The 14,010-nt window shown below is 72.1% G+C and carries 14 protein-coding genes; all 14 read left to right on the top strand.

The window, feature by feature from the left end; translation table 11 throughout:
* Window positions 1–38 precede the first annotated feature (38 nt).
* The 14 genes from ACIHEJ_RS08765 to ACIHEJ_RS08700 all read left to right on the top strand — a co-directional run bounded on the left by ACIHEJ_RS08765 (window position 39) and on the right by ACIHEJ_RS08700 (window position 14,010).
* Window positions 39–1,373, top strand: coding sequence for a hypothetical protein (locus ACIHEJ_RS08765; RefSeq protein ID WP_400133332.1), 1,335 nt, complete (start codon window positions 39–41; stop codon window positions 1,371–1,373).
* Window positions 1,374–1,531: 158 nt separating this feature from the next.
* Window positions 1,532–2,104 (top strand): GNAT family N-acetyltransferase, encoded by a 573-nt coding sequence (locus tag ACIHEJ_RS08760; RefSeq protein WP_400133330.1) that lies wholly within the window; start codon window positions 1,532–1,534, stop codon window positions 2,102–2,104.
* A gap of 161 nt (window positions 2,105–2,265) precedes the next feature.
* Window positions 2,266–2,349, top strand: coding sequence for a putative leader peptide (locus ACIHEJ_RS08755; protein ID WP_345942706.1), 84 nt, complete (start codon window positions 2,266–2,268; stop codon window positions 2,347–2,349).
* Window positions 2,350–2,475: 126 nt separating this feature from the next.
* Complete coding sequence (locus ACIHEJ_RS08750) at window positions 2,476–4,173, top strand: nitrite/sulfite reductase (protein WP_400133328.1); 1,698 nt, start codon at window positions 2,476–2,478, stop codon at window positions 4,171–4,173.
* Complete coding sequence (locus ACIHEJ_RS08745) at window positions 4,170–4,352, top strand: hypothetical protein (protein WP_400133327.1); 183 nt, start codon at window positions 4,170–4,172, stop codon at window positions 4,350–4,352. The genes ACIHEJ_RS08750 and ACIHEJ_RS08745 overlap by 4 nt, the downstream gene beginning before the upstream one ends.
* Complete coding sequence (locus tag ACIHEJ_RS08740; RefSeq protein ID WP_400133326.1) at window positions 4,349–5,059, top strand: phosphoadenylyl-sulfate reductase; 711 nt, start codon at window positions 4,349–4,351, stop codon at window positions 5,057–5,059. The genes ACIHEJ_RS08745 and ACIHEJ_RS08740 overlap by 4 nt, the downstream gene beginning before the upstream one ends.
* 29 nt (window positions 5,060–5,088) lie before the next feature.
* On the top strand, window positions 5,089–5,625 hold the full coding sequence (gene cysC, locus ACIHEJ_RS08735; protein WP_400133324.1) for an adenylyl-sulfate kinase: 537 nt from the start codon (window positions 5,089–5,091) through the stop codon (window positions 5,623–5,625).
* Entirely contained in the window at window positions 5,622–6,566 is a 945-nt protein-coding gene (cysD, locus tag ACIHEJ_RS08730; protein WP_400133322.1) for a sulfate adenylyltransferase subunit CysD, read from the top strand. Before cysC ends, cysD begins: the two co-directional genes overlap by 4 nt.
* Before the next feature lie 2 nt (window positions 6,567–6,568).
* Window positions 6,569–7,903, top strand: a complete 1,335-nt coding sequence (locus ACIHEJ_RS08725; protein ID WP_400133321.1) for a sulfate adenylyltransferase subunit 1 — start codon at window positions 6,569–6,571, stop codon at window positions 7,901–7,903.
* 236 nt (window positions 7,904–8,139) lie between these two features.
* Window positions 8,140–9,249: an aliphatic sulfonate ABC transporter substrate-binding protein gene (locus tag ACIHEJ_RS08720; RefSeq protein ID WP_400133319.1), complete on the top strand. Its 1,110-nt coding sequence runs from the start codon at window positions 8,140–8,142 to the stop codon at window positions 9,247–9,249.
* Window positions 9,250–9,260: 11 nt separating this feature from the next.
* The gene (locus ACIHEJ_RS08715) at window positions 9,261–10,067 is read left to right on the top strand and encodes an ABC transporter ATP-binding protein (protein ID WP_400133317.1); all 807 of its coding nucleotides are present in this window, start codon (window positions 9,261–9,263) and stop codon (window positions 10,065–10,067) included.
* Window positions 10,054–10,938 carry an ABC transporter permease gene (locus tag ACIHEJ_RS08710; RefSeq protein WP_400133315.1) on the top strand — a complete coding sequence of 295 codons (885 nt, stop codon included), beginning with the start codon at window positions 10,054–10,056 and terminating at the stop codon, window positions 10,936–10,938. Before ACIHEJ_RS08715 ends, ACIHEJ_RS08710 begins: the two co-directional genes overlap by 14 nt.
* 5 nt (window positions 10,939–10,943) lie before the next feature.
* Window positions 10,944–11,696, top strand: a complete 753-nt coding sequence (locus tag ACIHEJ_RS08705; protein ID WP_400133314.1) for a sirohydrochlorin chelatase — start codon at window positions 10,944–10,946, stop codon at window positions 11,694–11,696.
* A 118-nt stretch (window positions 11,697–11,814) separates the two neighbouring features.
* Window positions 11,815–14,010 carry a hypothetical protein gene (locus tag ACIHEJ_RS08700; protein WP_400133312.1) on the top strand — a complete coding sequence of 732 codons (2,196 nt, stop codon included), beginning with the start codon at window positions 11,815–11,817 and terminating at the stop codon, window positions 14,008–14,010.

Raw genomic sequence — 14,010 nt, 5'->3', positions numbered from 1 at the left:
GATCACCAGGCGCAGTTGGCCGGCCCCCGGGAGGAGACATGAAGCATCGTGGCAGACACCGCAGGCGCAGGCGGGGCGCCGCTCTGCGCGCGGTCCTGACCGGGACCGCGCTGGCACTCACCGCCGCGGCCACGCTGATCAGCACGTCCCAGGCCGGCGTCGCGGGGCATCCCGGCGCCCTCAAGCCGCTGTCCTCCGCCGCGGACACCGGCCGGCTCCGGCTGCAGGAGCACCTGGTCCCCGCCCGCACCCTCGACCGGCTCTCCGCCGGGATGGGGCGGCCGGTCGGCGTGGACGCCGTGCTGGGCAGCACCGACCGTGTGATGCGCGAGGGCACCGGCTGCTCCTCCGCCGACCACGCGTCCCTGCCCGTCGCCCCGGCCGCGACCCGTGCCTACTGCTGGGATCCGGCCGACGCGTCCGGGGACGCCTGGCGTCCCGCCTCGGTCACCACGTCCGGGGACGCCGGCGGCGACGGCGTCTGGGGCACCCACCGGGTCGTCCTCGCCGGCTGGACGCACAGCACCACCACCGGCCGCGCCGCGGAGCGGGGGCTGGCCCGGGTCGCCGTCGTGGACGCCGACGACCCCGCCCGCCTCTCCTACCGCTGGGTGCTGCTGGTCGTACCGGTCCGGGGCGGCCGTGACTACCGTGGACTGACGTCCGATGTCGCCGGCATGGTCTGGCACCAGAACAAACTGCTCGTCACCACCAGGACCGGCAGCGCCGACGCCCTCTACGTCTACGACCTCGACCGCATCCAGCGCGCCACGGTCGACGGTCCCGCGATCGGCCGGGTGCCCGGGGGCTGGTCCGCCGACGGTTACGGCTACGTGATGCCCGCGGTCGGCTCGTACCGTTTCTCCTCCGGTCACTGTTCCGCCTCCGGGCCGCCGTGCCCGGGGGCGCTCGCCCTGGACCGCGGCACCGCGCCCGACAGCCTGGTCGCCGCGGAGTGGACCGCTGCGGACAGCGACCGGCAGGCGCGGCTGTGGCGGTACGCGTTCGCCACGGAGCCCACGCGCGGCGGGCTGCTCGCCACGGACGGCGCGGGGCGGGTGGACGCGGTGGAGGCCTACCGCACCCGGGCCACCGGGATCCGGGGTGTGCTGTCGTACCGGCCGGCCGGGGCGGCGGAACCGTCCTGGTATGTGGGACACCTGCCCGGCTCGCAGGACGGTCACGGTGGACTGTGGCGTCAGGACGTCCGGGGGGCGAAGGCCGCCCACTGCGGCGCGGACGGCTCCGCCCACTGCTGGGCCGTGGCGGCCGGGTCCATGTCGTACTGGCAGGCGACGGGCGAGGTGTGGTCCCTGTCGGACCGGATGCTGTTCGCCCTGCCCCTGGCCGACCTCGACCGGTCCGTGGAGTGAGTCCGCCCGACCGGCTGCCATCATGACCGCGGGTGTCACGCCCGGCGTTCCCGTGCCGGGGCACGCCCGGCCGCCGGCCGACCCGCCCCCGCCCACCCCGTCACCGGCGTGATCCGGTCGATCGACAGACCGGCCGACGGGATGATTCCCTGGCCCGCATGAGCAGCGTTCCCGTCACCACCTGGTCGCTCCAGCAGACCTCCCCGGCCGATCTCCTGCCCGCCGCGGCTCCCGGGGGAGACGTCCGGATCGTCCGCGCCGAGGTGCCCTCGCCCGAGTTCAGCCGCTTCCTGTACGCCTCGGTCGGCGGTGACATCCTCTGGACCGACCGGCTCCGCTGGACGTACGCGCAGTGGCAGGAACACCTGGAGCGGCCCGGCGTGGAGACCTGGGTGGCCTACGACCGGGGCACCCCGGCCGGCTATGTCGAGCTGGACCCGCAGGACGAGGGCGTGGTCGAGATCGTCTACTTCGGGCTGATCCCGGCCTTCCGGGGCCGGCGCATCGGCGGCCATCTGCTCGCGTACGGTGCGGCCCGCGCCTGGGACCTGGCCGAGCGGTGGCCGGAGCGGACGCCGACCAAGCGGGTGTGGCTGCACACCTGCAGCAAGGACGGCGAGTTCGCCATGGACAACTACCTGCGGCGTGGCTTCACCCTGTTCGACACCAAGGTGGAACTGGAGCCGGAGGTGCCGTCGCCGGGCCCCTGGCCCGGGGCGTTCCCCGCCTGACCCTGCCGTGTCCGCCGCCTGATACCCCGTTGGACGTGCCGGGACAACCCTCCCGGCGGCGCATGTGAGCGACAACACCCTTGTCCCACATTCCGGGACATCGATGTCCGCATGATGGACGAAGCTGGACTGTGTCCAGATCGCCATGACACGCTTCCGTCATGTCCGGAACTGGAGTTGCCTTGGTGAGTCGGCGGCACGTCGACCTCGGCCGCATGTCCAGCGCCATCTGTCCGGCGAGCTGAGCCTCCCAGCACCGCCGAGAAGCCCGTACCCGATCCCTGCTTGCGCAAGGACGCGCACGCATGCCCGCATGCGCACGGACGCGCAGGTCAGAGCATCTTTCCGCCTGTCCCGAAGGACGTAGAACCATGGCCGCCACCCCGCAGAACCCAGCCGCCTCCGCGCCCCGCCGCAGGGTGAGCCGTCACCGCGGTGAGGGTCAGTGGGCCGTAGGCCACTTCACCCCGCTCAATGGCAACGAGCAGGTCAAGAAGGACGACGACGGTCTCAATGTGCGGACACGCATTGAGACGATCTACTCCAAGCGGGGATTCGACTCGATCGACCCCAGCGACCTGCGCGGCCGGATGCGTTGGTGGGGGCTGTACACCCAGCGCAAGCCGGGGATCGACGGCGGCAAGACCGCGGTCCTGGAGCCGGAGGAGCTGGACGACCGCTACTTCATGCTGCGGGTGCGCATCGACGGCGGTGCGCTGACGACGCGGCAGCTGCGGGTGATCGGTGAGATCTCGCAGGAGTTCGCGCGCGGCACCGCGGACATCACCGACCGGCAGAACGTCCAGTACCACTGGATCCGGATCGAGGACGTGCCCGAGATCTGGGACCGGCTGGAGGGCGTCGGCCTGTCCACGGTCACCGCCTGCGGTGACACCCCGCGTGTGATGATCGGCTCGCCGGTCGCGGGCATCGCCGAGGACGAGATCATCGACGGCACTCCGGCGCTGGAGGAGATGAAGCGCCGCGTCCTGAACAACAAGGCGTACTCGAACCTCCCCCGCAAGTTCAAGACGGCCATCTCGGGTTCGCCGGTGCTGGACGTCGTGCACGAGATCAACGACGTGGCGTTCGTCGGTGTCCGGCACCCCGAGCACGGCCCGGGCTTCGACGTGTGGGTCGGCGGCGGGCTGTCCACCAACCCCAAGCTCGGTGTGCGGCTGGGCGCCTGGGTGCCGATCGACGAGGTCCCGGACGTCTACGAGGGCGTCATCTCGATCTTCCGTGACTACGGCTACCGCCGGCTGCGCAACCGCGCCCGGCTGAAGTTCCTCGTCGCCGACTGGGGCGCGGAGAAGTTCCGTCAGGTGCTCCAGGACGAGTACCTCAAGCGCGAGCTGGTCGACGGGCCGGCCCCCGAGCAGCCCGTGCAGCAGTGGCGCGACCACATCGGTGTGCACCGGCAGAAGGACGGCCGTTACTACGTCGGCTTCGCGCCGCGTGTCGGCCGGGTCGACGGCGCCACGCTGACGAAGGTCGCCGACCTCGCCGAGGCGCACGGCTCGGGCCGGGTCCGTACCACCGTCGAGCAGAAGATGATCGTCCTCGATGTCGCGGAGGACCAGGTGGACTCGCTGGTCGAGGGCCTGGAGGCGCTGGACCTCAGCGCCCGGCCGTCCAGCTTCCGGCGCGGCACCATGGCCTGCACCGGCATCGAGTTCTGCAAGCTCGCGATCGTGGAGACCAAGCAGCGCGGCTCGACGCTGATCGACGAACTCGAGCGCCGGCTGCCGGACTTCGACGAGCCGATCACCATCAACCTCAACGGCTGCCCGAACGCCTGCGCCCGTATCCAGGTCGCGGACATCGGTCTCAAGGGCCAGCTGGTCCTCGACGACCAGGGCAGGCAGGTCGAGGGCTACCAGGTGCACCTCGGCGGCGCCCTGGGCCTGGAAGCGGGCTTCGGCCGCAAGGTGCGCGGTCTGAAGGTCACCGCGGACGAACTGCCCGACTACGTCGAGCGGGTGCTGAAGCGTTTCCAGGCCGAGCGCGAGGACGGCGAGCGGTTCGCCGCCTGGGCGGCCCGTGCTTCCGAGGAGGCCCTCTCGTGAGCGAGCGTGCCGCCCCCTTCCACTGCCCCTACTGCGGCGACGAGGACCTGCGTCCGCACGAGCAGGGCCACGGCGCCTGGGAATGCGGGGCGTGCAACCGCGCATTCCAGCTGAAGTTCCTCGGGCTGCTCGCCCGGGGGCTGCAGCGAGCCGACCACGGAGGGGACGAGCGAATATGACGACGGCTCAGCAAGGCCGCACGGCCGAGGAGTTGAAGGCACTCGCCGAGCAGGCGGGCCGTGAGCTGGAGGACGCCTCCGCGCTGGAGATCCTCCAGTGGGCGGTGGACACCTTCGGCACGGCCTTCTGCGTCACCTCCTCCATGGAGGACGCCGTGGTCGCCCATCTCGCCTCCCGGGTGCTCAAGGGGGTGGACGTGGTCTTCCTCGACACCGGCTACCACTTCCCGGAGACCATCGGCACCCGGGACGCCGTCGAGGCCGTGATGGACGTGAACGTCATCACCCTCACGCCGCGGCGGACGGTCGCCGAACAGGACGCGCAGTACGGTCCGAAACTGCACGACCGCGACCCCGACCTGTGCTGCAAGCTGCGCAAGGTGCAGCCGCTGGAAGAGGGCCTGAAGGGGTACCAGGCGTGGGCGACGGGCCTGCGCCGCGACGAGTCCCCGACCCGGGCGAACACCCCGGTGGTCGGCTGGGACGAGAAGCGGCAGAAGGTCAAGATCTCGCCGATCGCCCGCTGGACGCAGGACGACGTGGACGCGTACGTCACCGAACACGGCGTCCTCACCAACCCGCTGCTGATGGACGGCTACACCTCCGTCGGCTGCGCCCCGTGCACCCGCAGGGTGCTGGAGGGCGAGGACGCACGCGCCGGCCGCTGGGCGGGCCGTGCCAAGACCGAGTGCGGGCTGCACGGATGACCGACTCTCAGACTTCCCAGGAGAACGACGTGACGACCGGAGCCACCGTCTGGCTCACGGGTCTGCCGAGCGCCGGCAAGACCACCATCGCGCATGAGCTGGCCGGCCGGCTGCGCGCCGAGGGCCACCGGGTCGAGGTGCTCGACGGCGACGAGATCCGCGAGTTCATCTCGGCGGGCCTCGGCTTCTCCCGTGAGGACCGGCACACCAACGTGCAGCGCATCGGCTTCGTCGCCGAGCTGCTCGCCCGCAACGGCGTCAAGGCGCTGGTGCCGGTGATCGCGCCGTACGCGGACAGCCGGGACGCGGTCCGCAAGCGGCACGAGGAGAACGGGACGCCGTACCTGGAGATCCATGTGGCGACCCCGGTCGAGGTGTGCAGCGTGCGCGATGTGAAGGGGCTGTACGCCAAGCAGGCCGCGGGCGAGCTGACCGGGCTCACCGGGGTCGACGACCCGTACGAGGAGCCCGAGACGCCGGATCTGCGGATCGAGTCGCAGGACCAGACGGTTCAGGAGTCCGCCGCGTCCGTGTACGCGCTGCTGAGCGAGAAGGGACTGGCATGACGACCGTCGCCAAGACCGCGACCGGTGACGAGGGTACGGACAGCCCGTACGCCCTCTCGCACCTGGACGCCCTCGAGTCCGAGGCCGTGCACATCTTCCGCGAGGTGGCGGGTGAGTTCGAGCGGCCGGTGATCCTGTTCTCCGGCGGCAAGGACTCCATCCTCATGCTGCACCTGGCCCTGAAGGCGTTCGCGCCGGCACCGGTGCCGTTCTCGCTGCTGCACGTGGACACCGGCCACAACTTCCCGGAGGTCCTCGACTACCGGGACCGCACGGTGGAGAGGCACGGGCTGCGCCTCCACGTGGCCTCCGTGCAGGACTACATCGACCGCGGTGTGCTCAAGGAGCGCCCCGACGGCACCCGTAATCCGCTGCAGACGCTTCCGCTGACGGAGAAGATCCAGAGCGAGAAGTTCGACGCGGTGTTCGGCGGCGGCCGCCGGGACGAGGAGAAGGCCCGCGCCAAGGAGCGGGTGTTCTCGCTGCGCGACGAGTTCTCTCAGTGGGACCCGCGCCGGCAGCGGCCGGAGCTGTGGAACCTGTACAACGGCCGGCACGCTCCCGGTGAGCACGTCCGGGTCTTCCCGCTGTCCAACTGGACCGAGCTGGACGTGTGGCAGTACATCGCCCGCGAGGGCATCGAGCTGCCCCAGATCTACTTCGCGCACGAGCGCGAGGTGTTCGCCCGCGGCGGCATGTGGCTGACCGCCGGCGAGTGGGGCGGTCCGAAGGACGGCGAGACCGTGGAGAAGCGGCTCGTGCGGTACCGGACCGTCGGTGACATGTCCTGCACGGGTGCCGTCGACTCCGACGCGAGCACACTGGACGCCGTGATCGCCGAGATCGCCGCCTCCCGCCTCACCGAGCGCGGCGCGACCCGCGCCGACGACAAGCTCTCCGAGGCCGCGATGGAAGACCGCAAGCGCGAGGGGTACTTCTAGCCATGAGCACGATCACGACCGAGTCGCTCTCGGCCACCACCCTGCTGCGGTTCGCCACCGCCGGGTCCGTCGACGACGGCAAGTCCACCCTCGTCGGGCGCCTGCTGCACGACTCCAAGTCGGTCCTCACCGACCAGCTGGAGGCCGTCGAGCGGGCCTCCGCGAGCCGCGGCCAGGACGCGCCGGACCTCGCCCTGCTCACCGACGGCCTGCGGGCCGAGCGCGAACAGGGCATCACCATCGACGTGGCGTACCGCTACTTCGCGACCCCGCGCCGCCGGTTCATCCTCGCCGACACCCCCGGCCATGTGCAGTACACCCGCAACATGGTCACCGGCGCCTCCACGGCCGAGCTGACGGTGATCCTCGTCGACGCCCGCAACGGTGTGGTCGAGCAGACCCGGCGGCACGCGGCCATCGCCGCCCTGCTGCGGGTCCCGCACGTCGTCCTCGCCGTCAACAAGATGGACCTGGTCGGGTACGAGGAGACGGCGTTCGCCGCGATCGCCGAGGAGTTCACGGCGTACGCGACCGAGCTGGGCGTCCCCGAGGTCACCGCGATCCCGATCTCGGCGCTGGCCGGGGACAACGTGGTGGAGCCGTCCGCGAACATGGACTGGTACGGCGGCCCGACCGTTCTGGAACACCTGGAGACCGTGCCCGTCAGCCACGACCTGGCGCACTGCCACGCCCGGCTGCCCGTGCAGTACGTGATCCGACCGCAGACCGCCGAGCACCCCGACTACCGCGGCTACGCGGGTCAGATCGCGGCCGGTACCTTCCGGGTCGGCGAGCAGGTCACCGTCCTGCCGTCCGGGCGGACCACGAAGATCTCCGGGATCGACCTGCTGGGCGTGCCGGTCGACGTGGCGTGGACGGCGCAGTCGGTGACCGTGCTGCTCGAGGACGACATCGACGTCTCGCGCGGCGACCTGATCGTGCCGACGAAGGACGCGCCGGCCACCACGCAGGACGTGGAGGCGACCGTGTGCCACGTCGCCGACCAGCCGCTGACCGTCGGGCACCGGGTACTGCTCAAGCACGGCACCCGCACGGTCAAGGCGATCGTCAAGGACATCCCGTCCCGGCTGACGCTGGACGACCTGTCGCTGCACCCGCACCCGGGGCAGCTCGTCGCCAACGACATCGGCCGGGTGAAGGTCCGTACCGCCGAGCCGCTGCCGGTCGACTCCTACGCCGATTCGCGGCGCACGGGCTCGTTCATCCTGATCGACCCCGATGACGGCACCACGCTCACCGCGGGCATGGTCGGCGAGTCGTTCGCCGCTCCCGAGCCGGTCATGGACGGCCCGGACGACGACAGCTGGAACTTCTGACCTATGAACCCGACCGATTTCTACTCGACGTTCGCTAAAGAGGGCGGCCGCGTCGGCAGCGGCGCCCTCGGAAGCGGGCAGGGTGGAGTGGCGCGATGTGTGCGATGACGTACGCGCACCGCTTGCGCGCCCTGTCCCCCCACCCGACGTCCCGGAAGCGACGAAGACCCTTTGCCGAACTCCCGGCCACGACCTGAGAGACCGTGACCGCCGGGCCAACGAGAGGAACACCTCCCGTGCCTGCCAACCGCTCGAAGCTCTTCCGTCGCGGGACAGCCGCGATCGCCGCACTCCCCCTTCTCGCCCTGGCCGCCTGCGGCTACGGGTCCGAGGCCAAGAACGACGGCACCACCAAGGTCGCCGCCGGGGCCGAGAAGACCGACGGCCTCGACTCCGTCAAGATCGGTTACTTCGGTAACCTCACCCATGCCACCGCGCTGGTCGGCATCCAGAAGGGCTTCTTCCAGAAGCAGCTGGGCGCCACCACGGTCAAGCCGGCGATCTTCAACGCGGGCCCGTCCGAGATCGAGGCCCTCAACTCCGGCTCCATCGACATCGGCTGGATCGGCCCGTCCCCGGCGATCAACGGATACACCAAGTCCGACGGCAAGAGCCTGAAGATCATCGGCGGTTCGGCGTCCGGCGGTGTCAAGCTGGTCGTGAACCCGAAGAAGATCACGTCCCTGAAGGACGTCAAGGGCAAGAGGATCGCGACCCCCCAGCTGGGCAACACGCAGGACGTGGCGTTCCTCAACTGGGCCGCCGAGCAGGGCTACAAGGTCGACCCGCAGAGCGGCAAGGGTGACGTCACGGTCGTCCGCAGCGACAACAAGGTGACACCGGACGCCTTCAAGGCCGGCTCGATCGACGGCGCCTGGGTGCCCGAGCCGACCGCGTCCAAGCTGGTCGCCGAGGGCGGCAAGGTGCTGCTGGACGAGTCCACGCTGTGGCCGGACAAGAAGTTCGTGATCACGAACATCATCGTGCGGCAGGCCTTCCTCAAGGAGCACCCGAAGGCCGTCGAGGCGGTCCTGAAGGCAGCGGTCGAGACCAACAAGTGGATCAACGCCAACCCGGACCAGGCGAAGGCCGCGGCGAACAAGCAGCTGGCTACGGACTCCGGCAAGGCGCTCCCGGCGGACGTACTCGACCCGGCCTGGAGTTCCATCCAGTTCACTGACGACCCGCTGGCCGCCACCCTCGGCACCGAGGCCGCACACGCGGTCAAGGCCGGTCTGCTGGACAAGCCGGACCTCAAGGGGATCTACGACCTGACGCTCCTCAACAAGGTTCTCAAGGCCGAGGGCGCGAGCCCGGTCGACGCCGCCGGTCTCGGCACCAGCTGACGCACAGCCCGATGAGTTCCCAGGAGGTGACGACCATGGCCACGACGACCCTTGCCAAGGCCGCTGCGTCGGTCGAGTACGCCGCACGCCTCGAGCACGTCTCGAAGTCGTATCCGACACCGGGCGGGCAGCAGCTCGTCCTGGACGACATCAGCCTCGATGTCGCGCCCGGCGAGTTCGTCACCCTCCTGGGGGCCTCGGGGTGCGGCAAGTCGACCCTGCTCAACCTGGTGGCGGGCCTGGACCGGCCCTCCGCCGGCTCCATCAGCACCGACGGCCGCCCCGCCCTGATGTTCCAGGAGCACGCCCTCTTCCCGTGGCTGACCGCGGGAAAGAACATCGAACTCGCCCTGAAGCTCCGGGGGGTCGCCAAGCCCGAGCGGCGCGACAAGGCCGAGGAGCTGCTCGAACTCGTCCGGCTGAAGGGCGCGCACGGCAAGCGCGTCCACGAGCTGTCGGGCGGGATGCGCCAGCGCGTGGCGATGGCCCGCGCCCTCGCCCAGGAGAGCAGCCTGCTGCTGATGGACGAGCCCTTCGCGGCGCTGGACGCCATCACCCGGGACGTGCTGCACGACGAACTGACCCGCATCTGGGCCGAGACCGGGCTGTCGGTGCTGTTCGTGACGCACAACGTGCGCGAGGCGGTGCGGCTCGCCCAGCGTGTCGTCCTGCTCTCCTCCCGTCCGGGCCGGGTGGCCCGCCAGTGGGAGGTGGAGATTCCGCAGCCGCGCCGTATCGAGGACGCGCCCGTGGCGGAGTTGTCCCTCGAGATCACCGAAGTACTGCGTGGGGAGATCCGCCGTCATGGCCAGCACTGAGACGACCGCCCGCGAGACGGCGGGGAGCGTGGAGGCGGGCCTCGACGCGCTGGAGACCGCGCAGTCGGGCCGTAAGCCGCTGGGCAAGACCCTCGTCGACAAGGTCGTGCCGCCGGTCACCGCGATCGTCGTGGTGCTGGTGGTGTGGCAGGGCCTGATCAGTCTGAAGATCGTCGACGACCCGACCAAGCTGCCCACCCCGGCCGCGGTCTGGCACGCCGTCCGCGAGGACTGGCTGCAGGGCAAGCTGCTCGACTACATCTGGACCAGCGTCTCGCGCGGTCTGCTCGGCTTCTGCTTCGCGCTGCTGATCGGCACCCCGCTGGGCCTGCTGGTGGCGCGGGTGCGGTTCGTGCGCGCGGCCATCGGGCCGATCCTGTCCGGTCTGCAGTCGCTGCCGTCGGTGGCGTGGGTGCCGCCCGCGGTGGTCTGGTTCGGCCTGGACAACTCGATGATGTACGCCGTGATCCTGCTGGGCGCCGTGCCGTCGATCGCCAACGGCCTGGTGTCCGGCGTGGACCAGGTGCCCCCGCTGTTCCTGCGTGCGGGCCGCACGCTCGGCGCGACCGGCCTGAAGGGCACCTGGCACATCACCCTGCCGGCGGCTCTGCCCGGCTATGTGGCCGGTATGAAGCAGGGCTGGGCCTTCTCCTGGCGCTCCCTGATGGCCGCGGAGATCATCGCGAACTTCCCCGACCTCGGGACGGGCCTCGGTCAACTGCTGGAGAACGCCCGCACGGCCAGCGACATGGCCATGGTCTTCGAGGCCATCCTGCTGATCCTGTTCGTCGGTATCGCCATCGACCTGCTGATCTTCAGCCCGCTGGAGCGGTGGGTGCTGCGCAGCCGCGGCCTGCTGGTGAAGAGCTGATTCCCATGCACACGAAGCCCGTTCTCCTCGTCGTCGCCCACGGCAGCCGTGACCCGCGGCACGCCCAGGCCGTGCACGCCCTCGTGGAGCGGGTGCGGTCGCTGCGGCCCGGGCTGCGCGTGGAGACCGGCTTCCTCGACTTCAACGTCCCCTCGGTGAAGGGGGTGCTGGATTCCCTGGCGGCGGAGGGCGTGCGGGACGTCGTCGCCCTGCCGCTGCTGCTGACCCGGGCCTTCCACGCCAAGGCCGACATCCCCGCCGTGCTGCGCGAGGCGCCGGCACGGCTGCGGATCCGGCAGGCGGAGGTGCTCGGCCCGTCACCGCTGCTGCTGTCCGCGCTGGAACGGCGGCTGCACGAGGCGGGTCTGACGCCCGCCGACAAGTCCTCGACCGGGGTCGTGCTGGCCTCGGCGGGGTCCTCCGACCCGGAGGCGATCGCAGTGATCGCAGGAATCGCGCGGGAGTGGCGGCACACCGGTTGGTGCGCCGTGCGGCCTGCGTTCGCCTCCGCCGGTTCTCCCGCGGGGTTCCCGCGCACCGAGGACGTGGTGCGCGAGCTGCGTGCCCTCGGCTGTGAGCGGGTGGCCGTCGCGCCGTACGTCCTCGCTCCCGGCTTCCTGCCGGACCGGATCGCGCGCGGCGCGGCCGAGGCGGACGTGCTGGCCGGCGTGCTGGGACCGGCGCCGGAGGTGGCCCGGGTGCTGCTCGAACGCTACGACGAGGCCCGTGCACCCGCTCTGACGGCGCTCGGCGCCTGACCGCGGCCGTCCCGCCCCGGCAGGCTCCGACCTGCCCGGTTTCCCCGAAAACCCTTCCTGGCCACGTCCGGATCTGCTGGGATGGGTGCGGGAGCACTATCGGGGGAGAGCGGTTCGCGTGACCGGTCACGAGTTCGGGCATCATCTGGGGCTGCCCAGAGCCCTGTCGGGACTGCCGCTGAGCCCCCTCGTGCCCGGATACGGCACCCTCGCCGCCGCCCAGCACGCGGCCGGCTTACGCCATCTCGGCGAGGTGCTGCGGGCCGGGCCCGAGGGGTTACGGGTCCTGGACGGGCTGTACGTCTCGGCGGGGCCGCGCGGCCGGCGCCGGGTGGACGCGGCGCTGCTGGACGATCTGGCCGCGTCGTCGGGTCCGGCCGCCGCGCCGCTCGCCGCACGGCTGGCAGCGCTGCACCGCGCCGATCCGCAGGCCGTACGCCGTGTCGTCCTCTATCAGTTGATATGCCTGCTGCAGGAGCACCCGGAAGCCCGGCGCGCGCAGTCGGCCCGCGATGCGGGGGTGCACGCCGACGAAGTGGCGGGTCTGGTGGCGGCGGCCCGGCTGCGGCCCGTGCTCGACCGGCGGCAGCGGGACGCCGCCGAGTCCCTGGCCGAGGCCCGCGAGCAGCGGCGGCTGCACCGGCTGCGGGACCTGCTCGGCCGGCTCCCCGCCGACGGCGGCGACCCGGCGCTCGCGGCCCTGCGGACGGAGGTGACCGGGCGGCTGCGCGGGGTCGAGGACGCGGTGCGGTGCGGGCGGCGGGCCGAGGACCGCGGTGACCACCGCGAGGCGAGCGCCGCGTACCTGCGGGCACTGCGCGAGGCCACCGACGACCGGCGTGCCTTGTCCGCCCTGGTCCGCGTGCATGGCCGCCGCCCCCGCCTCGTCGCCGAACTGGCCGATTACCAGGTCGAGTTGAGCTGGAAGGACCGGCGGGGGACACCGGGCGAGTGGCGGCTGCTGCGGCTGCTGCGCGACGGGCGCGGCAAGCCTGTCGTCCGCAGTGTCCTCGGTGCCGGTACGACCCCGGCGGGCACCGTCCGCGACCCGGGCGCCGCGCCGGGCTCCACCGTCCGGTACGCGGCCCTGCCGATGCGGGACGGGCGGCCGGACGGCCCGCCGCTGGTGTCGCGGCGGCTGCTCGTCGCCCCGGAGGTGGAGCGCCTGGTGCTGACCGACGGCCCGGACCGGATCGACGGCACCTGGCAGCGCCCGGCGGCCGCCGTCGCCGTCACGGTCGAGCACACCGCGCCCGACGGAACGACCGCCGAACTCGACTCCGGCGAAGGCGGGTTCACCGCCACCGGGCTGCCGTCCGGCGGCCACGCCTTCCGGATCGTGTGCCACTACCGGGCACCCGACGGCCGCCGTGTGTCCTCCCCCGGCATACGGGCGACCGCCACGGTGCACCCCTGGCCCGCACCCGTGGACACCCTGAGCGCGCGGGCCGACGACGGCTCCGTACGGTTCGCCTGGACCGGGGCCGACGAGGCGGAGGTCCGGCTGGTGGTGTGGCCGGGCGGGGCTCCGGCGCCGGGCACCCGGCTGCGCACGGACGCGCTGCCGGCCCCGCTGGACTGGCCCGGGGAGGGCGACGCCCGGCGCCCGCCGCCCGGCAGCTGCACGGAGGTCGCCGCCGTCGCCGTACGCGGTGCCCGGGCAGTGGCAGGACCGACGGTCGACGTGGAGGCCGTGCGCCCCGTGCCCGGGCTCGTGGCGCACCGGCTGCCCGACGGGCTGGCGCAGGTCTCCCTGGACTGGCCCGGGGACGCCACGCACCTCCTGGTCGGCTGGGAGCCCCTGCGGTCCGGGGACGGCGGGGAGCGCACCGTCACCGTGCACGCCTACCGGCGCGGCGGGCTGCGGCTGCCGGTCGGGCCGGATGCCGTCCGGGTGCGGGCGACGGCCCTGCCCCGGGTGCCCGGTGCCGTCGTCGTGACGCCCGACGCGGCCGAGGCGGTACTGCCGCCGGACGCGTCCGTCGCCTATCAACTGGTGCGGGTGACAGGGCGGTTCCGCGGCCGGGGGCACACACTGCTGCGGGTCACGCTGGCCGCGGCCGGCGTACTGCCGGAGGTCCCGGAGTTCGTGTGCGTCGCGCGCGGCGGCACCCTCCGGCCGCGTGACGCGTCGGACGGGACGACCCTCGTGCGGATCCCCGGACCGGAGCTGGCCCGGCACGGCAGCCTGGAACGGGAGCTTCCGGCCGCGCCCTGCCCGGCTCCCTACACCCTGCGCGGCTTTCTGCTCGGGGAGCACGCCGCCTCGGTACGACTCGAAGAACCCCCTCTCGCGAGCCTGGTGGTGCGCTGA

Origin of the sequence: Streptomyces sp. NPDC052301, assembly GCF_044593395.1 — a bacterium.
GTDB lineage: Bacteria > Actinomycetota > Actinomycetes > Streptomycetales > Streptomycetaceae > Streptomyces.
This window is presented reverse-complemented; position numbering and strand designations above follow the sequence as displayed.

Bases quoted from the DNA above. Each gene is read 5' to 3' on its own strand.
- ACIHEJ_RS08715 (WP_400133317.1), top strand. From the start codon at position 9,261: ATGAGTTCCCAGGAGGTGACGACCATGGCCACGACGACCCTTGCCAAG.
- ACIHEJ_RS08760 (WP_400133330.1), top strand. From the start codon at position 1,532: ATGAGCAGCGTTCCCGTCACCACCTGGTCGCTCCAGCAGACCTCCCCG.
- ACIHEJ_RS08710 (WP_400133315.1), top strand. From the start codon at position 10,054: ATGGCCAGCACTGAGACGACCGCCCGCGAGACGGCGGGGAGCGTGGAG.
- cysD (WP_400133322.1), top strand. From the start codon at position 5,622: ATGACGACCGTCGCCAAGACCGCGACCGGTGACGAGGGTACGGACAGC.
- ACIHEJ_RS08750 (WP_400133328.1), top strand. From the start codon at position 2,476: ATGGCCGCCACCCCGCAGAACCCAGCCGCCTCCGCGCCCCGCCGCAGG.
- ACIHEJ_RS08725 (WP_400133321.1), top strand. From the start codon at position 6,569: ATGAGCACGATCACGACCGAGTCGCTCTCGGCCACCACCCTGCTGCGG.
- ACIHEJ_RS08765 (WP_400133332.1), top strand. From the start codon at position 39: ATGAAGCATCGTGGCAGACACCGCAGGCGCAGGCGGGGCGCCGCTCTG.
- ACIHEJ_RS08740 (WP_400133326.1), top strand. From the start codon at position 4,349: ATGACGACGGCTCAGCAAGGCCGCACGGCCGAGGAGTTGAAGGCACTC.
- ACIHEJ_RS08705 (WP_400133314.1), top strand. From the start codon at position 10,944: ATGCACACGAAGCCCGTTCTCCTCGTCGTCGCCCACGGCAGCCGTGAC.
- ACIHEJ_RS08755 (WP_345942706.1), top strand. From the start codon at position 2,266: ATGTCCGGAACTGGAGTTGCCTTGGTGAGTCGGCGGCACGTCGACCTC.